18 protein-coding genes are annotated in these 20,852 nt (G+C 71.2%); 6 read left to right on the forward strand and 12 right to left on the reverse strand.

Annotated features, from left to right (window positions below):
- The first annotated feature begins 279 nt into the window (after nt 1-279).
- Entirely contained in the window at nt 280-4,674 is a 4,395-nt protein-coding gene (locus tag ACFW9Z_RS05435; protein ID WP_384634732.1) for a PAS domain-containing protein, read from the forward strand.
- A gap of 141 nt (nt 4,675-4,815) precedes the next feature.
- Here the strand turns inward: ACFW9Z_RS05435 and ACFW9Z_RS05440 are convergent, their stop codons facing one another.
- From ACFW9Z_RS05440 to ACFW9Z_RS05475, 8 genes are all read right to left on the reverse strand, one after another.
- A complete protein-coding gene (locus ACFW9Z_RS05440; RefSeq protein WP_384634735.1) occupies nt 4,816-6,468 on the reverse strand; it encodes a long-chain fatty acid--CoA ligase in 1,653 nt (550 codons plus the stop codon).
- A gap of 147 nt (nt 6,469-6,615) precedes the next feature.
- Nucleotides 6,616-7,176 (reverse strand): SigE family RNA polymerase sigma factor, encoded by a 561-nt coding sequence (locus ACFW9Z_RS05445; RefSeq protein WP_384634738.1) that lies wholly within the window; start codon nt 7,174-7,176, stop codon nt 6,616-6,618.
- 170 nt (nt 7,177-7,346) lie between these two features.
- A complete protein-coding gene (locus ACFW9Z_RS05450; protein WP_384634741.1) occupies nt 7,347-8,513 on the reverse strand; it encodes a lipid-transfer protein in 1,167 nt (388 codons plus the stop codon).
- Entirely contained in the window at nt 8,510-8,971 is a 462-nt protein-coding gene (locus ACFW9Z_RS05455) for an acyl dehydratase (RefSeq protein WP_384634744.1), read from the reverse strand. The genes ACFW9Z_RS05450 and ACFW9Z_RS05455 overlap by 4 nt, the downstream gene beginning before the upstream one ends.
- Nucleotides 8,968-10,023, reverse strand: a complete 1,056-nt coding sequence (locus tag ACFW9Z_RS05460; protein ID WP_384634747.1) for an acyl-CoA dehydrogenase family protein — start codon at nt 10,021-10,023, stop codon at nt 8,968-8,970. The genes ACFW9Z_RS05455 and ACFW9Z_RS05460 overlap by 4 nt, the downstream gene beginning before the upstream one ends.
- Nucleotide 10,024: 1 nt before the next feature.
- Nucleotides 10,025-10,978: a bifunctional MaoC family dehydratase N-terminal/OB-fold nucleic acid binding domain-containing protein gene (locus ACFW9Z_RS05465; RefSeq protein ID WP_384634750.1), complete on the reverse strand. Its 954-nt coding sequence runs from the start codon at nt 10,976-10,978 to the stop codon at nt 10,025-10,027.
- A complete protein-coding gene (locus ACFW9Z_RS05470; RefSeq protein ID WP_384634752.1) occupies nt 10,975-12,213 on the reverse strand; it encodes an acyl-CoA dehydrogenase family protein in 1,239 nt (412 codons plus the stop codon). Before ACFW9Z_RS05470 ends, ACFW9Z_RS05465 begins: the two co-directional genes overlap by 4 nt.
- Nucleotides 12,214-12,415: 202 nt before the next feature.
- Nucleotides 12,416-12,730: a hypothetical protein gene (locus tag ACFW9Z_RS05475; RefSeq protein WP_384634755.1), complete on the reverse strand. Its 315-nt coding sequence runs from the start codon at nt 12,728-12,730 to the stop codon at nt 12,416-12,418.
- Between the two features lie 344 nt (nt 12,731-13,074).
- Between ACFW9Z_RS05475 and ACFW9Z_RS05480 the strand changes: the two genes are divergently transcribed.
- The 3 genes from ACFW9Z_RS05480 to ACFW9Z_RS05490 all read left to right on the forward strand — a co-directional run bounded on the left by ACFW9Z_RS05480 (nt 13,075) and on the right by ACFW9Z_RS05490 (nt 16,266).
- Nucleotides 13,075-13,854: a hypothetical protein gene (locus tag ACFW9Z_RS05480; protein WP_384634758.1), complete on the forward strand. Its 780-nt coding sequence runs from the start codon at nt 13,075-13,077 to the stop codon at nt 13,852-13,854.
- Nucleotides 13,855-14,092: 238 nt separating this feature from the next.
- Nucleotides 14,093-14,974, forward strand: a complete 882-nt coding sequence (locus tag ACFW9Z_RS05485) for a bifunctional DNA primase/polymerase (RefSeq protein WP_384634761.1) — start codon at nt 14,093-14,095, stop codon at nt 14,972-14,974.
- Nucleotides 14,975-15,090: 116 nt separating this feature from the next.
- On the forward strand, nt 15,091-16,266 hold the full coding sequence (locus tag ACFW9Z_RS05490; protein WP_384634764.1) for a hypothetical protein: 1,176 nt from the start codon (nt 15,091-15,093) through the stop codon (nt 16,264-16,266).
- A 25-nt stretch (nt 16,267-16,291) separates the two neighbouring features.
- On the opposite strand, the gene ACFW9Z_RS05495 is transcribed toward ACFW9Z_RS05490, so the two are convergent.
- Entirely contained in the window at nt 16,292-16,741 is a 450-nt protein-coding gene (locus tag ACFW9Z_RS05495; protein ID WP_384634767.1) for a hypothetical protein, read from the reverse strand.
- Between the two features lie 95 nt (nt 16,742-16,836).
- Nucleotides 16,837-17,406 (reverse strand): hypothetical protein, encoded by a 570-nt coding sequence (locus ACFW9Z_RS05500; protein ID WP_384634769.1) that lies wholly within the window; start codon nt 17,404-17,406, stop codon nt 16,837-16,839.
- Nucleotides 17,407-17,912: 506 nt separating this feature from the next.
- Here ACFW9Z_RS05500 and ACFW9Z_RS05505 point away from each other — a divergent pair.
- Together ACFW9Z_RS05505 and ACFW9Z_RS05510 are read left to right on the forward strand one after the other, a co-directional pair.
- On the forward strand, nt 17,913-18,374 hold the full coding sequence (locus tag ACFW9Z_RS05505) for a GntR family transcriptional regulator (RefSeq protein ID WP_384634772.1): 462 nt from the start codon (nt 17,913-17,915) through the stop codon (nt 18,372-18,374).
- Between the two features lies 1 nt (nt 18,375).
- Nucleotides 18,376-18,939: an HD domain-containing protein gene (locus tag ACFW9Z_RS05510; RefSeq protein ID WP_384634775.1), complete on the forward strand. Its 564-nt coding sequence runs from the start codon at nt 18,376-18,378 to the stop codon at nt 18,937-18,939.
- Here the strand turns inward: ACFW9Z_RS05510 and ACFW9Z_RS05515 are convergent.
- Both ACFW9Z_RS05515 and ACFW9Z_RS05520 read right to left on the reverse strand, forming a co-directional pair.
- On the reverse strand, nt 18,936-19,409 hold the full coding sequence (locus ACFW9Z_RS05515; RefSeq protein WP_384634778.1) for an NUDIX hydrolase: 474 nt from the start codon (nt 19,407-19,409) through the stop codon (nt 18,936-18,938). The genes ACFW9Z_RS05510 and ACFW9Z_RS05515 overlap by 4 nt on opposite strands.
- Before the next feature lie 3 nt (nt 19,410-19,412).
- Nucleotides 19,413-20,171 carry an XRE family transcriptional regulator gene (locus tag ACFW9Z_RS05520; RefSeq protein ID WP_384634780.1) on the reverse strand — a complete coding sequence of 253 codons (759 nt, stop codon included), beginning with the start codon at nt 20,169-20,171 and terminating at the stop codon, nt 19,413-19,415.
- Between the last annotated feature and the right edge of the window lie 681 nt (nt 20,172-20,852).

The following is a 20,852-nucleotide window of genomic DNA, read 5'->3' on the forward strand; positions in this document are numbered from 1 at the left end:
GCTTCCGAAGGGGGCTCCCGGCAGGGGCCTCAGAGGCCTCCCCGTGTGCCTCCCGTACGCCTTCCCGTATGCGTCCGCGCACGTCACCGGGTGCGCGGACGTACACGTCATAGGCCGGTGGCGTACACGCCGTGCACAGAACCTTGGTGAGAGCTCCCCCTCATCCGCCGCCCCCGGGCCCTCCCCGGCCTTAGACTCCTCCAGTGACAGTCTGCGGCCCGAGGGGCAAGATGGGGCCCGCTGTCGGCAAGGTGCGGTAATCAGGGAGGAAGCGTCGTCGTGAGCAGCAGGCCATCCCGAGGCACTGCTCGCCTCGCAGCCATACTCGATGCCCTTCCGGACGGGCTTCTGCTCGTCAATTGCAACGGCACGGTCGTCAACGCCAACGCCATCGCCCTCGAAATGTTCGAGACCCCGGGCACCGCGCTCGTCGGTCGCGGACTGCTCGATCTGCTGCCGGAGTTCGACTCCAAGCTGATCCCGGGATCGATGCGCCGGCCCGAGGCTGCGGACGAGCAGGGCAGGACCAAGCCGACGCGGATGACCGCGCGGCGCACCGACGGGCACGAGTACCCCGTCGAGGTCACCAGCGCCAGCCTGGACAGCGGCCAGGCCGCGTACAACGACATCCACTCCAGCTACACCGGTGACGAGCTGCTGATGCTCGTCGTACGGGACCTCTCCGGCACCGTCGACACGGAAGCCGAGCTGGCCCGTTCGCAGCGCCAGACCGAGATGATCCTGCGCGCCGCCTCCGAGGGCGTCGTGGGCACCGACACCGACGGGCGCGTCGTCCTCGTCAACCCCGCCGCCGCGCAGATCCTCGGCTTCCGGGCCAGCGACCTCGGCGGCCAGGAGCTGCACCCGCTGATCCTGCACTCGCGGGCGGAGGGCGAGCCGTTCCCGTACGAGGGATCTCCGCTCGCCGACACCCTCAAGTCCGGGCGCAAGCACCGGGTACGCGGCCAGGTGCTCTGGTCCAAGAGCGGCGACCAGGTGCCTGTGGACCTGACGACCGCGCCGGTACGCGACGGGGACCAGCTCGTCGGCGCCGTGATGACCTTCACCGACCGCAGGCCGTACGAAGAGCTCTCCGCCCAGCACAAGAGCGTCGTCGCCGAGCTGACCACGAGCCACTCCGACGAGGTCACCGCCCTCAAGGAAGCCCACGCGGCCGAGCTGGCGTCGCTGAAGGAGGCCCACGCCGCCGAGCTGGCCGACCGGGCCGAGCGGCACGCCGCCGAGGTCGAGGGTCAGGCCGAGCTGCTCGCCTCCCTCGGCGCCCAGCACTCGCAGCTCACCGCCGTCCTCGGCGGTTCGCTGCGCGGGCCCCTGGAGGAGCTGCGCGGGGAGCTGTCCACGCTCGCCGCCGACCCGGCCGGGCAGCTGTGGCCCGAGGCCAACCAGATCCTGCACCACCTCGCCGCCGGGTACGCCCGGATGACCACCCTCGTCGACAACGTGCTGGGCTACCAGCGCCTCGACGCGGGTGTGGAGGCGCTGCACAAGGCTCCGGTGATGATCGAGGGGATCGTGACCGGCGGCATCGACGGGGCGGTCGAGCTGATCGGGCCCGGGCGCGCCCAGTTCGCCGTGCACGCCCCGCCGATCGAGGCCGAGGTCGACGCGCGTCAGCTCGCGACCGCCCTCGCCCACCTGGTCGCGGACGTCTGCGGTGTCGATTCGACCGGCAAGACCCGGGCCGTCCCCGGGGGCGGCTACGTCGACTCCACCGTGGTCGTGGCCGCCGCCCAGCGCGGTGACGTCGTACGGATCGAGGTACGCGGACCGTACGCCGGGGGCGACCCGGTGCACGAGCCGATCGTGCGCGGCATCGTCCAGGCGCACGGCGGTGTGCTCCAGACGCACGAGATGCCGGGGATGAGCGGCAGCGCGTACGTCCTCGACATCCCGATCGGCGCCGGCTCGGGCACCATCGCGCTCCCGGAGGCCCCGGTGGAGCCCGCCCTTGCTCCGCCGCCCGAGGGTGTCGGGGCGCCGGGCGTCACCAGCGGCGGGCGCCGCCGGGCGCGCCGGTCGTCCACCGATGCGTTCCTGGGCAGCCCCGGTGCGCCTGAGGCCGAAGCCGCGGTCGGCCCCGCCGATACGGGGAGCCCGGCGGACGGTCCCGTCGCCGAGCCGACCGGGCGGCGCCGGGCCCGCCGTGGGGCCGCCGCCCCCGAGGAGCAGACGGCCCCCGAGCTGATCCCGGCCCAGCAGGGCGAGGGGTCGGGGCGCAGGCGTGGCCGTCCCAGCCCGGCGGAGGCCGGGGCGGGAGGTGGCGGAGCAGGGGCCGGAGCGGGCGGGAGCGGTCCGATGGCGATCGGGCCGGGGGGAGCTGCGGCTTCTCCGGTCGGGGCGTCTCAGATCGGTGCGCCTCAGGCCGGGGTATCTGAGGTCGGGGTATCTGAGGTTGGTGTGCCTCAGGTCGGGGCGTCTCAGGCCGGTGTGCCTCAGGTCGGGCTGTCTCAGGTCGGTGTCGGCGGGCTCGAAGCCGTACGTGGTGAGCAGGGCGGCGCCCCGCAGCAGGCCCCGCAGTCCCAGCAAGCTCCGCAGGCTCAGCAGGCCCAGCACGCCCCGCAGCAGCCTCAGCGGCAGGCCCTCGCGCTGACTTCCGCCACGCCCTCCGCGCCCTCCGCGCCCTCCTCCCTCTCCCCCGCCCTCCCGGTCCCCGCCCCCTCCGAGGGGTCCGTCGTCACCGCCGCCGAGGGTGCGCAGGGCGGCGGCGGACGGCCGCAGCGCGGGCAGACCGTGCCGCCCCAGGGTGTTCCCACCGAGGCACAGCAGCCGGTGCCGCCCACCGGGCGGCGGGCGCGGCGTGAGGGGGAGCACCGGCCGGCGCTCCCCGCCCTCGCGGCCGGTAACGGCAGCACGGGCCCGGAGCAGGGGCAGGCGGGCCAGAACCAGGCCCAGCAGCCCCACGCCCTCGGCCAGGCCCCGGAGCAGCCCGGTGGGCGCCGGGCCCGCCGGGCGCTGGCGGCCGCCCAGGAGCGCACCGCCGCCGAGGCCGGTCCGCGTACCGCCTTCGCCCTGCCCCCCGCCGACGCGGACCGGGCGCCCGACGCACCGGGCACCGCACCCGCGTCCGTACCCGTGCCCCCGCCCGGCGACGAGGGCCACCACCACCAGCGCACCGCCCCCGAGGCCGGTCACACGCCCCCGCAGGCCCACCCCGTGGCGCCGCACGCCCCGCACACCGAGTGGGCCGGGGCACCGCAGCCGGGCCCCGGCACCGCACCGGACGAGCAGCCCTGGGGCGCCGTGCCGCCGGGCCCCGCTCCGGACGCGGAACCCTCGCACGGCCCTCACCCCGCGCCGGACGACCGGTCCTGGGGCGGCAACGGGCAGACCGCCCACACCACCGGGACCGCGGCCGTCCCCGGCCCGGCGGCGCACCCGGCCGACGGCGGTGCGGGCGCCCCGGCTCCGGACGCGCGGCGGCAGCCGCTGCCCGCCGAGGAGCCGATGCCGGGCGGCAACCCGGACTCGACGCAGGGGCGGGCGTTCAGCGTGCGGACCCTGGGCCAGGGCGTGCCCTTCGCCCAGCAGCTCCCCCACCAGCAGAACCAGCCCGGTCAGCAGCCCGGGCAACCGAATCACCCCGCCCAGCCCGGCCCGCAGCAGCAGAGCCTCGGCGGGGCAGGCCGGCGCCGCAAGCTCGCCGCCCCGCCGGAGGGCGAGCGCCCCACCGCCCAGCCCTCCGCCGACGGCACGGACCCCACAGCCCCGGGCGCGCAGCACGGCGCCCAGGCTCCGGAAGCCACCACCGGACCCGGCTCCGGCACCGGCCCCGGCTCCGGACAGTTGCTGGCGCCCCCCGTGGCCGAGGGGCGCGCGTACGCCATAGGGGCGCCCGACGAAGGCGCCGAGGGGCCCGAGCCGCTGGACGGGCCGGGTGGTGCGGTCGAGGTCGCCAACCGTCCGCAGCCCCACCCCATCGACGACGAGCTGCCGCCCGAGCCGCTGGACAACCCGCGTCGGCTGCTCGTCTGGCCCGCCCCCGACGTACCGACCCAGCAGGCGCTCAGCGACCGGGGCTACCGTCCGGTGATCGTCAACTCCCGTGAGGAGGTCGACGCCCAGATCGCCGCGTTCCCCGCCGCGCTCTTCGTCGACCCGCTGACCGGGCCCATCACCCGTACCGCGTTGCAGTCGCTGCGTCAGGCGGCCGTCGCCGCCGAGGTTCCGGTGCTGGTCACGGCCGGTCTGGGGCAGGCGACCCGGGAGGCCGCGTACGGGGCCGACCCGGCCGTCCTCCTCAAGGCGCTCGCTCCCCGCGACAGCGAGCAGCACCCGCCCCGCGTCCTCCTGATCGAGGAGCACGAGGAGATCGCGGCGGCGCTCGCGCAGACCCTGGAGCGGCGCGGGATGCAGGTCGCCCGGGCGGCGACCGACAGCGAGGCCGTCGATCTGGCGGGCCGGATGCGGCCGAACCTGGTGGTCATGGACCTGATGCAGGTACGCCGCCGACGCGCCGGGATCATCGACTGGCTGCGCGCCAACGGCCAGCTCAACCGCACCCCGCTGGTCGTCTACACCTCGGCCGGGATGGACCCCTCGGAGCTGCCCCGGCTCGCTTCCGGGGAGACCGTGCTCTTCCTGGCGGAGCGGTCCACCAGCGACGAGGTGCAGTCCCGGATCGTCGACCTGCTGGCGAAGATAGGGACGAACTGACCGCACAGAACAGGGCGGGGGCGGTACGGAGTTCCCGTACCGCCCCCGCCCTGCTCCCCGCCCTGTCCCTTGCCCTGTCCCCTACCCGTCTCGTCGCGCCCTGTTTCACGTGAAACAAGCAAGAAGCAAGCAGGCAAGGCCTCAGATCTGCGTGACGTCCAGCTCCCCGTCCGCGTACTGCTTCCGGATCACCTTCTTGTCGAACTTGCCGACGCTCGTCTTCGGTACGGACGCGATCACCGACCACCGCTCCGGCAGCTGCCACTTGGCGATGCCCGACTCGGCGAGGAACGTCTTCAGCGCCTCGTAGTCGGTCCCGGCGGTGCCCTCCTTGAGCACCACCGTCGCGAGCGGCCGCTCGCCCCACTTCTCGTCCGGTACGGCGACGACGGCCGCCTCCGCCACGTCCGGGTGGGCCATCAGCGCGTTCTCCAGCTCGACGCTGGAGATCCACTCGCCGCCGGACTTGATGACGTCCTTGGCCCGGTCGGTGAGGGTGAGGTAGCCGTCGGTGCTGATCACACCGACGTCGCCGGTCTTCAGCCAGCCGTCCTCGCTGAACTTGTCCTCGGGGCGCAGGTGCTCGCCGTCGGCCCCGCCGTAGTACGCGGCGGCGATCCAGGGCCCCCGTACCTCCAGCTCACCGGCCGACTCGCCGTCCCACGGCAGGTGCTCGCCCGCCGGGCCGACCAGCCGGGCCTCCACACCGGCCGGGAAACGGCCCTGGGTGACGCGGTACGGCCACTCCTCCTCGGCACTCAGTCCGGCGGGCGGGTGGGCCATCGTGCCCAGCGGCGAGGTCTCCGTCATGCCCCAGGCGTGGCAGAGCCGGACGCCGAGCTTGTCGTACGCCTCCATCAGGGAGGGCGGACAGGCCGCGCCGCCGATGGTCACGTTGGCCATGGAGGTGAGGTCGCGCGGGTTGGCGGTGACCTCGGCGAGGAGGCCCTGCCAGATGGTGGGGACCGCCGCGGCGTGCGTGGGGCGCTCGCGCTCGATCATGTCGGCGAGCGGGGCGGGCTGGAGGAAGCGGTCCGGCATGAGCATGTTGACGCCGCTCATGAACGTGGCGTGCGGCAGGCCCCAGGCGTTCACGTGGAACTGCGGAACGACCACGAGCGTGGTGTCCTTGTCCGTCAGCCCCATCGACTCCGACATGTTGACCTGCATGGAGTGCAGGTAGATGGAGCGGTGGGAGTAGACGACGCCCTTGGGGTCCCCGGTGGTGCCGGAGGTGTAACACATGGCGGCGGCCTGGCGTTCGTCCAGCTCCGGCCAGTCGTACGTGGTCGGGCGGCCCGCGATCAGCTCCTCGTACTCGTGCACGCGCGGCGCGACCCCGGCCAGCGCCGAGCGGTCGCCCGGCCCGGACACGACCACGTGCTCGATGCCCGGCAGATGGGGCAGGAGCGGTACGAGGAGGGGCAGCAGGGTACCGTCCGCGATGACCACCTTGTCGTCCGCGTGGTTGACGATCCAGGCGAGCTGCTCGGGCGGCAGCCGGAGGTTGAGGGTGTGGAGCACGGCACCCATGGAGGGGATCGCGAGGTACGCCTCCACATGGACGGAGTTGTTCCACATGAGAGTGGCGATCCGCTGGTCGCCGTCGACGCCCAGTTCGTCGCGGAGCGCGTTGGCCAGCTGGGTCGCGCGGGTGCCGATCTCGGCGAAGGTGCGTCGGTGCGGCTCGGGTTCGCCGGTCCAGGTCGTGACCTGAGACTTCCCATGGATCGTCATCCCGTGGTGCAGGATGCGGGTGACAGTCAGCGGTACGTCCTGCATGGTGCTCAGCACGGCGTCCTCCCGGTGGGCGCTACGCGGCAGTAAGGTTGCGCTGATTCTGCGCACATACCACGCGGTATGTCACTACTCGCGGGAGAAATTCCTGCCCGGGGAGCGTGCCCGACGAACCGGGGAGCGTTCAGGAGGGGCCCGGTCGGCTCAGCGGACCGGGGTCAGCTCCGGGTCCTCGCGGAGCTTGCCGAGGGCGCGGGAGACGGCGCTCTTGACCGTACCGATCGACACCCCCAGCACCTCGGCCGTCTGGGCCTCGCTGAGGTCTTCGTAATACCGCAGGACGACCATCGCGCGCTGGCGGTCCGGGAGCTTGAGCACCGCGCGCCACATCGCGTCGTGCAGCGACTGCTGTTCGGCCGGGTCCGGCGCCGGGACGCCGCCCTGCTCGGGCAGCTCCTCGCAGGCGAACTCGTCCACCTTGCGCTTGCGCCACTGCGAGGTCCGGGTGTTGAGCAGCGCCCGGCGGACGTAGCCGTCCAGCGCCCGGTGGTCCTCGATCCGCTCCCAGGCGACGTACGTCTTGGCGAGCGCGGTCTGCAGCAGGTCCTCCGCGTCGCACGGGTTCGCGGTGAGCGAGCGCGCGGTGCGCAGCAGGACCGGGCCCCGGGCCCGTACGTACGAGGAGAACGACGCGTAGGGCACGTGGTGGCCCGCGGCGGTGGCGGTGGCCGCCCTGGAGGCGCCCGTGCAGACTGGCGTGGTCATGTACCCAACGCTAGGAGCGGGGTCCGCCCGGGGGATCGCCCCCAGGTCCCGAAGCACCGTCCGCCTCAGGTTGTAGGGGTGGTGCGCCCTCCACCTCCTGAAGGTGGACGGACCCGCGCCCCGCCCTCAGGGTCCGCCCCGGCTCCGGCCATGGCTCCGGCCCTGGCCGTTCAGCCGTCCGCGCCGAGGATCAGCCCGGACGTCGGGACCCCCGTACCGGCCGTGACCAGGGACCTCACCGCCCCCGCCACCTGGTTGACGGAGGTGCCGCGGATCTGCCGGACGGCCTCCGCGATGCCGTTCATACCGTGGAGGTACGCCTCCCCCAGCTGACCCCCATGGGTGTTCAGGGGCAGCGCGTCCGCCGCGACGAACGCCCCGCCCTCTCCGGGGCCGCAGAACCCGAACTCCTCCAGCTGCATCAGGACGAACGGCGTGAAGTGGTCGTAGAGGATGCCCACGTCGATGTCGGCCGGGGCCAGCCCGGAGCTCCGCCAGAGCTGCCGCGCGACCACACCCGTCTCCGGCAGGCCGGTCAGCCCGTCCCGGTAGAAGCTCGTCATCTGCTCCTGGGACCGGCCAGCGCCCTGGGCCGCCGCGACGACGACGGCGGGCGGCCGGGGCAGGTCGCGGGCCCGCTCCACGCTGGTGACGACGAGGGCCTGACCGCCGTCGGTCTCCTGGCAGCAGTCGAGCAGCCGCAGCGGTTCGACGATCCAGCGGGAGGCGGCGTGGTCGGCGAGGGTGATCGGCTGCCCGTGGAAGTACGCCGCCGGGTTCCGCGCCGCGTGCCGCCGGTCGACCACCGCCACCTGCCCGAAGACCTCCGGGCCGAGGCCGTACGCGTACAGATAGCGCTGGGCGGCCATCGCCACCCAGGAGGCGGGGGTGAGCAGCCCGGACGGCAGGTTCCAGCCGAGCGCGGCGCCCTCGGCGGTGGGCTCGCGGCGCTGGACGCCCGAGCCGAAACGGCGGCCGGAGCGCTCGTTGAACGCCCGGTAGCAGACGACGACGTCGGCCACCCCGCTCGCCACCGCGAGGGCGGCCTGCTGGACGGTGGCGCAGGCGGCCCCGCCCCCGTAGTGGATGCGGGAGAAGAACGACAGCTCCCCGATCCCGGCCGCCTGGGCGACGGTGATCTCGGGGCTGGTGTCCATGGTGAAGGTGACGAGGCCGTCGACGTCGGCGGGGGTGAGGCCCGCGTCGTCGAGAGCGGCACCGACGGCTTCCACGGCGAGCTTCAGTTCGCTGCGGCCGGAGTCCTTGGAGAACTCGGTGGCGCCGATGCCGACGATCGCCGCCTTTCCGCCGAGGGAGTCGGGCCTGCGGATGCTCATGACGTCCCCTCGCTGTAGGGGAGAGTGACCGCGCTGTGAGGGAGAGCGACGGTGACCTTTCCGGTGACGTGACGCCCTATACGGTTGTCGCCGACGACCGCGACCTCCATAAGGACGTGGTTTTCGCCTTCCAGGGCCGCCGCCGCGATATGACCGGTCAACCGGAGGACATCCCCCGGGTAGTTGGGGGCACCGAGGCGGATCACGACCTTCCGGAGGACGGCGGCGGGCCCGAAGTGGTCGGTGATGTAGCGGCCGACGAGCCCGTTGGTGGTGAGGATGTTCATGAAGATGTCGGGGGAGCCCTTCTCCCGGGCCAGTTCGGCGTCGTGGTGCACGTCCTGGTAGTCCTGGGAGGCGATGGCGCCCGCGACGATGAGCGTGCGGGTGACGGGGATCTCCAGGGGCGGCAGTTCGTCGCCGACGCGGTACGAAAGGGTGTCGAGGTTCTCCCTCACGACGTGCCCTCCTTACGGTCGTCATCGTCGTCGCTCGCGAGCAACAGGCCCAGCTCCTCCAGGACTTCGCTCCCGCAGCCCAGGTACGCGTCGAGCTGACGCCCCCAGAGGAAGTGCCGGTGGACCGGGTGGTTGAGGTCGGCCCCGGTGCCGCCGTGCAGGTGCTGGCCCGCGTGCACGACACGTCGGCCCGCCTCCGAGGCCCACCAGGCCGCGGTCAACGCCTGTGCCGCGTACTCCCGTTGCACGTCGTGCCGCCAGGCCGCCTCGTACGCCGTGACCCGGATCGCCTCGGTGTCCATATGGGCGTCGGCGGCACGGAGCAGGACGCCCTGGTTGGTGGAGAGCGGGCGGCCGAACTGCTCGCGGGTGGTGGTGTGGTGGACGGCGTGGGCGAGGGAGCCCGCGCAGACGCCCGCCTGGAGCCCGGCGAAGGCGGTGCGGCTCGCGGCGAGGACCGAGGCGCAGGTCCCCGGGCCCGTACCGAGGGATTCTCCCCGTACGCCGTCGAGGCCGAGCCGCCCCGCCGACCAGGGCGCGGTCGTCTCCACGGGCACGGCACTCACCCCCGGCGCCCGGGCGTCGACGATCCACAGCTCCCGGTCCGCGTCCGCCACCAGCACATGGGTGGCGTCCCGCAGCCACGGCACCCAGGGCACGACCCCGTACAGCGCCCCGTCCACCGCCCTCACGCCTCCCCGCGCCGGGAAGGCGCCCGTCGCCACCGCCGTACCGTCGCGCAGTCCGGGCAGCAGGCGCTCCCGCTGCTCCCGCGTACCGTGCTCGGCGACCGCGAGGAGCCCGTACACACAGGTCGCCGCGAGCGGGACCTGGGCGGTGGTCCGGCCCTGTTCCTCCAGGAGCAGGACCAGGCCGAGGAGCCCGATGTCCGCCACCGCACCGGGCAGCCCGGCCGTGCACAGCTCCTTCCACAGCCCGGCGTCCGTCCCGGTCCCCGCCGCCACCAGCCGCTCGTGCGTCGACAGATCGCCGAAGATCCGCGCGGCAAGACCCTGCGCCGCGCTCTGCTCCTCGCTCGGGGTGAAGTCCATCTCAACCGCCCTCGCTCGCCCGGAAGACCGGGAGTTCCAGTTCGGGGTCCGTACGGAGGAACTCCAGCCGTACGGGCAGGCCGACGCGGACCTTGTCGTACGGGACACCGATCACGTTGCCGACGATCCGGACGCCCTCGGCGAGTTCGATCAGCGCGACGGCGTACGGGCCGCCCTCGCCCGAGGGGTCGAAGGCGGGGAAGGACGGGTGGTGCATCACGACATGGCTGAACACCGTGCCCCCGCCGCCCGCCTCGACCGTGTCCCACTCCTGCCCGGCGCAGGCGTTGCAGCCGGGGAGCCAGGGGAAGCGGAGGGTGGCGCAGCCCGTACAGCGCTGGATGAGGAGGCGGTGCTCGGCGACTCCGGCCCAGAATCCGGCGTTGTCGCGGTTGATGACGGGGCGGGGGCGGAGTGGGGGATTCCGTCGGGCGGGGCGGTACTTGAGGATGCGGAAGCGGTGCGTCCCGGCGGGTTCGCCGTTGGCGCGGACGTCCATGCGGGTGGTGACGAAGTGGCCGGTGCCGAGCTTGGTGGTCTTGCGTGGGGAGACGGACTCGATGACCGCGTCGAAGGTGATCAGGTCGCCGGGGCGGAGCGGCCGTAGGTACTCCTGCTCGCAGTCGGTGGCGACGACGGAGGTGTACCCGGCGCCGTCGAGGAGGCGGAGGAGTTCGTCGTACGCCGCCGAGCGGCCGGTGCCGTGGGGGTGCCCGGTCAGCCCGCCCATCGTCCAGGACTGGAGCATGGTCGGCGGGGCGACGGCGTCGGGGCCCCGGTAGGCGGGGGAGGCGTCGCCCATGGCCTCGCACCAGTGGCGGATCATGGGCGCGTTGACGGGGTCCTTGCCGGTGCCTGCGGTGGCGGCGGGGCGGCCGGCGTAGGCGGTGAGCCGGTCGTAGAGGGGGTCCGGGGCATCGGCCCGTACCTCCTGGGCGCCCCCCGGGCCGCTCACCGCCTGCCCCGCGTCATCCCGAGCCGCATCGTCGCGACGATCTCGCGCTGGACTTCGCTGACGCCGCCGCCGAAGGTGTTGATCTGCGCGGCCCGGTTCATCCGCTCCAGCTCGCCGCCACCGCCACCGCCGTCGCCACCACCGACACCATCGCCCTCGCCCGCGCCGAAGCAGCCGGGTGATCCACCCCGGAGGAGGGCGGTCTCCCCCACCACCTCCTGGCACATCCGGTAGACCTCCACCGCGCTCTCGGTCCCCGCGAACTTCACGCCGCTCGCCTCCCCAGGGGCCAGCGCGCCCGCGCCCACGGCTCCGACCAGCCGCCAGTTCAGCAGCCGGGTCGCCGCGAGCCGGGCGTACGCCTCCGCGAGCCGGGCGCGTACCCACGGCTCGTCGATCCGGCGGCGCCCCGTGGCGGGGTCGGGGGTACGGGCGTGGGCGAGGGCTTCCTCGTAGAAGTCCTCGGCCTGCATGCCGATGGCGGCCAGGGCGACGCGTTCGTGGTTGAGCTGGTTGGTGATGAGGCCCCATCCGCCGTTCTCCTCACCCACCAGGTTCGAGGCGGGGACGCGTACGCCGTCGTAGTACGTGGCGGTCGTCGTCAGCCCGCCCACCGTCTCGATGGGGGTCCAGGAGAATCCGGGGTCGTCGGTGGGCACGAGGATGATCGAGATGCCCCGGTGCTTGGGCGCCTCGGGGTCCGTACGGCAGGCGAGCCAGATCCAGTCCGCCTGCTGGGCGTTGCTGGTGAAGATCTTCTGGCCGTCGATGACCCAGACATCGTCCTCCCCGCCACCGCCACCGCCACCGCCGCCGTCCCGCACGGCCCGGGTGCGCAGCGCCGCCAGATCCGTACCGGCTTCGGGTTCGCTGTAGCCGATCGCGAAGACGAGCTCGCCGCTGAGGATGCGGGGCAGGAAGTACGCCTTCTGCTCCTCGGTGCCGTACTTCATCAGGGTCGGGCCGACGGTGTTGAGGGTGACCATGGAGACGGGGGCACCGGCCCGGTACGCCTCGTCGAAGAAGACGAACTGCTCGTCGGGGCCCCGGCCCTGTCCGCCGTACGCGACGGGCCAGCCGAGGCCGAGCAGGGAGTCGGCGCCGATCCGGCGGAGCAGCCGCCGCTGTTCGGCCGGGTCGTCGCGCCCGTCGCCGCCTTCGGGCAGTACGGCCGCGAAGTACGCGCGCAGTTCGGTACGCAGCTGCTGCTGGCGCTCCGTCGGGGCGAGGTGCACGGCGGGCCTCCAGGGACGGATCGTCTCTCGAACGAACAATTTCTGACTGTCCGTCAGATCTGATGTTCCTGTCAAGGGAAACGGCAGCAGCCCGTACGGGGCACCGAAGTGCCGCCGTACGGGCTGCTGTTCAGACGTCCGGAACCCACCCCCCGGAAGGTCCCGGAAGCCTGATCACCAACGAGGTTTCACCGGAGAGGCATCACCAGAAGAAGGGGGTGAAGTTCACGGCGACGCTGTGGTCCGACTGGTCGATGGCGGTGAAGGCCGAGCCGCTCACCTGGGCCGAGGTGTTCTGGTTCGACGCGCCGGAGCCGACGGCCTGCTGCTGCGTCGTCGCCGCGTTGCCGGTGTTGTTGCCGCCGACCCCACTGCCACCGACCGTCGCCACGGCCGCGTTCGATCCGTCGTTCGCGAAGGAGCCGTTGTCCGCCAGGGCCACACCGCCGCAGAGGGCGACGGTCAGGGGCAGGGCGGCGACTGCGGCGAGAACACGAGCGGTACGGATGCTTGCCATGTGAGTTCCTCCAGGAACCGGAAGTACGGCTTCATATGCGGCTGGTTCCGGGGAAGTTGGCCGACCGCCCCGGTGCTGGTCACGACGTCGCGAGACCAGAGTTGCCCACCGCATCCCCGGCGAACCATGCTTCAGCACCTGATTCCCCCGCAAGTATGAAGAAGAGGCGATAAACCTTCTATGGGCCGGCCGAGGACGGTGCCGTGGTGATCGAATCGTTGCCCCGTCGCGTACAACCGCGCCCCGCCCTCCCCTGTCCCACAGTCAGCTGTGAGGATCAGCCTCTGGCCGGTGCGCCAGCGCACCCGGTCCTGGCTACAGGGGAAAGGGCGGGGTTCAAGGGGATGGGGAAGACGATGTGGAGAGCGGCGGTGGCCGGTGGAGCGGCGGCAGTGCTCACAGGGATGGCGGCGGTTCCGGCCGGGGCGGCGGAGGGCGGAGCCTCCTTCTCCCGGGTCACGGTGAACGGTGGGAAGGCGATCGTGATCGGGGTCAAGGAGGAGGTCAAGGTGTACGTGACCTTCCGGATGACGACCAAGCTGAAGTACACCTACGGGCCGACGGTCTTCCCCTACCGGGGCAAGCCCGACTCCGGGAACGAGCTGTGGAACACCATCCATACCAGTGACTGCAGGGTGGTGAACAAGGCGCAGGGCATCTGCGACTTCGAGGAATGGCTGCACATCGACCCCCGGCACTACGACTTCGGGAACGAGGACGCCGGCACCTGGAAGACCGCCGCGCGGATCAACTTCACCCGCGGCGGCCACGACATCGATGACAAGAAACTGCCGTTGCAGGTCAAGCGGGCCACACGGGTCACCGTCAACGCCTCGCCGGAGCCGGCCAGGAAGGGGAAGACCATCACCGTGACCGGGCGGGTCACCCGGGCCAACTGGGACACCCACAAGTACCAGGGCTACGCCGGCCGCACGGTGAGCCTCCAGTTCAAGGCGGCGGGCTCCTCCTCGTACAAGACGGTCAAGAAGGCGAAGTCGAGCAGCACGGGGGCGCTCAAGACCACGGTGAAGGCGACCGTGCCCGGAACGTGGCGGTGGACGTACTTCGGGAACACCACCTCCGGAGCGAAGTCGTCGACCGGGGACTACGTCGCCGTGCGATAGGCGCCGCGCGATACGCACTGCGGGATACGCACTGCACGATAGGCAGTACGCGATACGCAGTGCACGATAGGCGCCGCGGGACAGGCGACGCAGAACCCTGAGCGCGCTGCTCGGCCAGGCCGGCCGGGCAGCGCGCTCAGTCGTACCCCCCGCCCTCTCCTCCCTCTCCCCCCTCTCCTCCCTCCCCTCCCTCCCCTCCCCACTTCCCTTATTCGAACTCATGTACGAAAATAGAGCCATGGCCACCATCGACCGGCAGACCGCCACCCTGGCCCTCGCCCACGCCCTCTCCGCCGCCGAGCGCGGGCTCCCCGTCTTTCCCCTGTCCGCCACCAAGCTCCCCGCGCTGCGCTCCCCCCACCACGGCGAGCAGCCGCCGGTCCGCTGCCGGGGCGCGTGCGGACTGCCGGGCCACGGGGTGCACGACGCCACCACGGACCCCGCCGCCGTCCGCGCCCTCTTCGCCGCCGCGCCCCGGGCCACCGGCTACGGCATCGCCTGCGGGCGCGCCCCGCACCGGCTCATCGGCATCGACCTGGACATCGACACGGCGTACGGGAACGACTCGGTGGGCGCCCTCCAGCAACTGGCCCTCCACCACCTGTTCACCATCCCGCCGACGGTCACCGTGCTCACCCCGAGCGGCGGCCGCCACCTCTGGCTCACCGGCCCCGCCGACACCACGGTCCCCAACTCGGCCGGCCGCCTCGCCCCGGGCATCGACGTCCGCGGCAGCGGCGGCTACCTGGTCGGCCCCGGCTCGGTCACCGCCCACGGCCGCTACCGCCTCGCCCCCGGCACCGCCCACCTCACCCCGGCCCCCTGCCCCCGCGCCCTCCTGCGCCTCCTCACCCCTCCGCCGCGCGGCCCCCGGCCCTCCTCCGGCACCGGAGACGCCCGGGGCCGCCGGGGCGAGGGCCTGGTCCAGTTCGTGCTGGCGGCCCATGAGGGCCAGCGCAACACCCGCCTGTTCTGGGCCGCCTGCCGCGCCTACGAACACGGCTTCGGCGACGCCCTGGCCGACGCCCTCACCGCCGCCGCGATCCGCACGGGCCTCACGGAGATGGAGGCCCGCGCCGCGATCGCCTCGGCGGCGCGGCTGACGCGAGGGCGGGCCTGAGGGGAGGCCCCGGGGGGGAGTTGCCACACCGGTTGCCGATTCCCGGCAACGAGCAACCCCCGATGGTGCAGGCAACACTCATACCGCTTCCGCTCCCACCACCACAGAATGCGGAGGTGACCCCGAAACAGAGCGCCCCACCCGCCCCGAGGCTCCGCAGGACGGTGCGCGTCTGCCTGGCGGTCGCCACCGTATGCGTACTGATCGCGACCTGGCTGATCCTGGCAACCACCCCGGACGCACAGGCCGAGGAACGGGCCTTCAGGAAGGCGACGGCCTGCTCCTCGTCCCCCGGCGAAGGCAACGACGGCAATGACAGCAACGGCGACGACTGTCTGCGTACCGTCACAGCGGTGATCGACAGCACCGAGGACGCCTCGTTGCTGTCGCGGTCGAGGTCACGCAAGTACTGGCTCAACATCACCGAAACCACCGGCACATCCACCCGGACACAGCTCAAGGGCACCCCGGAGCAACACCCGGTGGCCCGCCCGGGAGCAGAGGTCGAGGTCACCTACTGGCGGGGCCAGATCCGGTACGTCGACTTCGAGTCCGCCCGGCGCTACACGAACGCGGACGTGCGCGGCGACTACCGGATTCCGCTCACCTTCGGCCTCGGGCTCGGCATGTACGGGCTGGCGTTCGCGTCGGGCGCGCTCGTGATGTCCTGGAGCAGCCGGCGTTCGCCCAGGGCCTCCACCTGGCAGGCCGTCCTCACGTTCACCGGCGGGATCTTCCTGGCCTTCGTCGGCGCGGCGGCCCCCTGGCCGACCCACGACATCGGCGGCGCGCTGCAACTGCTGGGCCTGGGCACCCTGGTGGTCCTGGCGGCCTGCGCGGTGGCCGCGCCCCTCCTGTGGTGGCGCGGACGCGGCGAGGACACCATCACCATGAAGCCGGCCGTCCTGACCGAGGAGAAGTACGTACCCGGCGTCATCCTGGGCGAGGTCCCGTACGCGGACGACGCGGGCAACGCCGGCTACCTGGCCGCCGCCCCGGGCACCCTGGCGACCACCCCCGACCCGACGGGCGTCTTCCACCGCAAGGAGACCCCGGACACCCTGACCCCGCTCCGCCTCCGCCCGCCGTACCTGTCGGACCCGCCGGGCCGCCCGGAGTACGACGGCCGGGCGGTGGTGCTGGAGTGCGAGGACGGGGGCGTGCCGGTGCTGATCATGACGCGGAAGAAGCACATGCCGGTGGTGCTGGGTGCGCTCGGACCGGTGCCGGTGCCGGTGCCGACGCCGACGCCGACGCCGACGCCGACGCCGACGGCCGAACCTCCCCGGTAGCAGGCAATTCCGGCTCAGAAGCCATTCATCCGCCGCAAGGGTCCCGCTGGGCGGTGCCTCCACGCGCCCCGACGACGCGGCGTACCTCCCGGACGGTGAGCGCTCCGGCGCCGACCGTCGCCATGGCGGGAATCACCGGCATCAACACCGAGATGGCCACCTCAAGAGGCCCCTTCTCCACGGTTGTGTAGTTGCCCCATGGCGTCCGCACAGCCCGAACGACTTCCCCCACCCGGCCCTCGTAACGCACTTCGACCGTCTGCGTCTCATCGCCGCCATGGGGGCCACTGCACACGTTGTAGCTTCCCCCACGCCCGCCGCCCTCGCGGTGGCACTCCGCGAGCCGGACCTCGACGGCGTTCCCCAGCAGATCCATCCGCGCGAGCCCCATGATCACCGCCCACGCCACCGCAGCGGCGCCCAGCAGGGTCATCACGACGTAGGCGACGACTGAACGCTTGTGCCCCTTTGTCATAGGCGCATCATGCCTGGTCGATCCAGCCCCGCTGCCGCCGCGTACTGGCGGGGGCCGGCCGGACCGGTGGTGAACGCAGTCCCAAGAAGGCACGGTCAGACCGGCTGCACGCTGTCCATCGAGAGGTTGAGGATCGGCGAGAAGCCCGTCCGGAAGGCTCCGCCCAAAGTCAGCTGAGCACGGTTCACACCGGAGAAGAGAACAGCCAGGGAGATGTCGACCGGTACGGCAGGTCCGTCGATCACCACCTGAACACGGCGCCGCTTCGTCCCGACCCCGGATTGCGTGACCGTAACGGCGAGTCCGGGGCGCGTGAGAACGTACTTCTTTCTCCGTATCGCCCTGCACCGGTACTCGTTCCCGTCGTGCGTGATACGCAGCGCTCGCCCCTTCCGGCGGACCGCCCATGGTCTTCTCCGCAGCTGCACCTCCTCACCGCCCAGCTGGAGCCGAGCACCCGTCAGCCGCGGCTTGTCATCGAAGAGCGACCACCCGATCAGGAGCGTCGACGGAATCGCGCTGCCCAGTACGCGGGCGGTGGTCGACCCCATCGGGCCGTCGGCCGGATAGCGCACTTCGATGGTGCCGAACTCCTCGGAGATGCCGGACCAACAGAGCGCACGCTCCTCATGACGCACCTCTCTCAACTCGAACGAGGTGGTCAACGCATGCTCCCCATCAAACGGAACCGACGACGCAGAGTCGCACTGCGCGGCCGGGGGAAGCGGCCAGGGGCACGGGGTCCGCCGAAGGCCCTCACATGCCTGGGGCAGTCCCAGGAAGCGGTTCAACCGGTGAGACGGACCCAACGGCGAAGAGGCGCCCCTGACGCGGGACGCCCCTTCTGAACTGCTGCTTCTCTCACCTGGCGGTGGGTGTGGGATTTGAACCCACGGTGACATCGCTGCCACGACGGTTTTCAAGACCGGTGAGCGCCGCAGGCCCAATGGCCGCTTGACCTGGCAACTAGCCCCCGTCGCCACAACTGGTACCGCCTGTTTGGCCGGAGCTTGGCCAGACAGGCGGCCGCCTCAGGCTCCGAAGCGACAGAAGCAAGGTTCGTAACCTCGACGTCTGACGCCCCACCTGAGGTCGATTCCGTTGTCTGGGACCCTTGGGGGAAGTTGCTAAGAGAGACAGCTTGGTTGCGACAGAAGCGGAGAGGAGACGGGTGCCACAGCAGCCCAGTCCACGGGGAACGTTCCTTCACGTCGCCGAGGCAGTGAAGGCGCAAATCGCCGCTGACCCAGCGATGACGGAGTTGCCGACGCTCGCTGAGCTGATGGCGACGCATAAGGTGTCACGCGGAGTCGCGATCCGAGCGGTCAAGGTACTCAAGGAAGAGGGACTGGCCGAGCCAGTGCGCGGCAGCCGGTGGCGAGTCATGAGGGAAGGCCAACAGTGTGATCGCCGCCCCCTGGCAATCCGGATCGCTGACGTCTTCCAGGCCGACGAGTTGCACGTGGGCGACGAGTTCCCCAGCACCTCTGCCCTGGCCGACCGGTTCAAGGTCTCCCGGCCCACAGTCGCAAAGGCACTGGCCAAGTTGGAAGCCGATGGTCTGCTCTCGGAGAGTCGCCAGGGCAAGCGCCGAACCGTACTGGCCCTTCCGGGCCGAGAGGAGCGTTCATAGCGTGACTGCCACCACTCTGACTGACTGGGCCTACCCTCTCGCGGAGTCCTTGCTTGCCGAGCCGCTGCCACGGCGGTGGGCGCACTCTCAGGGAGTCGCAGAGAGGGCACGGATCATTGCGCCGATGCTCGGTGGGGATGCCAACCTGCTTGAAGCAGCAGCGGTTCTGCATGACATCGGCTACTCGCCGGACGTAGCAGATACCGGCTTCCACCCTCTGGACGGAGCCCGGTACCTGCGGGACACCGCCAAGGCGAACCCTCGAATCGTGCGGCTAGTTGCGCACCACTCGTGCGCCTGGATGGAAGCCGAAGCTCGCGGGCTCCGAGAAGACCTGGAAAGCGAGTTTCCCCGGGACCTGCCGGACCTGGATGACGCCCTGTGCTTTTGCGACATGAACACCACCCCGGATGGCACCCCCACGAACCCGGTGGACCGCATCAACGAGATCGCCAGCCGGTACGGCGCAGACAGCATGATCGGAACATTCATCCGCCGCGCCGAACCCGAGATCTTGGCGTGCACGGCGCGCGTTCTTGAACGTGTAGCGACTTTCAAGCGCTAGCCAATGTGAGGGGAATTCCGCGTCTGGTCCATCGCGTGATCAATGCGGAGCCTCATGGTGGGGTGCACGTCCATTTCCGCGATATCCGCCGGGGCGACCCACCGGACCTGCGTCGTCTCGTCGCTTGTCCGCACCTCACCGCCGATGGGTCGGGCCCGGAAGCAGATGGAGAACTGCTGCCGAACCTCCCCGTCGCTGTACGCCATCACATGCCCGGGATCGGTGTAGATCCCGGACAAGTCAATGACCTCAACCTTGATGCCGGTCTCTTCCCACGTCTCACGAACAACGGTGTCGCTGATGGACTCTCCGACGTCGTGACCTCCGCCGGGCAAAGCCCACCGGCCGTTATCCGACCGTTGGATCATCAGGACACGCCCGTCTTCGTTCTGGACGAACGCAACCACGGACGGAACCACGGAGTTGGCCGTCGGCGCATCGGGGTCGTGGAGGTAGTCGGTGCGGCCCATGATTCAGTCTCCCATGACGTCGTGATCTGCGACCCTGCGGGCGTTGCCCCAGGTCTGCTCGATACTGTTCGCGTAAGTGTCGAAGAGTCCGCCACCCGGAATTCTGCGCAGGTGGAAGACGGGAGCCATGTAAGCGCCGATGCCGTACACGTGCGCGTTCACCAGCATCTCGTCGTCGGCCCGGAAGAGCGAGTTGTAGAGAGTCGCATCATGTAGCCGAAAGCTAATTTCAGGGTGGCTACTGAACAGCGGCCGGTAGTTGACCAGAGCGTTTCTGATCTTCCCGTCCATGATGCGGTGCCCCTCGTCGATTCCCCGCTGCTGAACCGCAAGGCACGCAGGGTCTCCCAGCAAAATGCGGATCTGGGCCTCCGCGTTGGCCTTGGCCTGGAGGATGGAGTGAAACGCGGGGTCCTCGGATAGCCATAGACCGGCATACACGAGCATGTCGAGTTGCTTCTCCGCCCGTGCGTACATCTCTCGCCACATGTGGGCCGGGACCATGTGACGGTGCGGATAGACGGTCACTATCTCCGCCTTACCGAGGTCCGATGCGGTCTCCACTGCGCGAGAGTCGCTCCAGAGGGTCGTGACATCGACCCTGAGAAAGGCAGCGGCGGCGTACTGGTGTCGGCGGTACGGCACTTTCCCCTGCGTGATCCAGCGCTCCACCGTCTTCGGGTTGACCTGGATGGCGTCCGCCAGGTCCTGAACCGAAGACCCGCGCGCTAACAACGCCGACCTCAACCGCTCGTTGGACATCTCCACCCCCGAGGGACGTCTTGGGACCTCTCGAAGGTAGCGAGGTGTCCCCGAGCTGTCCACGTGCGCTGTACACAACGCCCCTGAACTGAGGCGATTCTGATGAGGCGCCAGGGCACCCGGCGCGAACCCAGGAAGTACCGACGCTCCGCTTGACGAAAGTCGATGCAGTACCTGTAATAGAGGTATCGCATCAGCCGCGAGGCAGAGCGCTAGAGGAGCCCTCTTTGGGCTGCTTCGACCTGCATGACTGCATGGGGCGGGGACGCTGCAATCCCGCTAAAGGCCAGGTAGAACAGGGTTTCGGCCCGTACTGGCGAGGTGGCCCGGTGACCGCGAGCAACGGCCGGAGAGTGGGGACGAGGTCCCCCTTGCAGTGCGACATCCCATCCCAGCGGCAGAGAGGAACCTCCATGGAGAAGCGAAGTACGAGGGCGGTGCCCGCGCTGGACCGGCGCGGGTGACCAGCCCTCTTGTGTCGGCGGCCGAGGAGTACGGGCCGCCTGTACGGACCGCGTTTCCCGTGGCTATCGCGGGGCCGGTTGCCTCCTCCGCCCGTCCGGACTGCCTCTTCGGCGGTGCCGTACGGGCGGGGTTGAGGGGAGCCGGATGGTTCCAACGGCGAGACCCCCGGAGCGGCTACTCCGGGGGTCTCTGTGAGCCGTTCCTGCGTGAGAGGAA

Origin of the sequence: Streptomyces sp. NPDC059452 (assembly GCF_042750035.1) — a bacterium.
GTDB lineage: Bacteria > Actinomycetota > Actinomycetes > Streptomycetales > Streptomycetaceae > Streptomyces.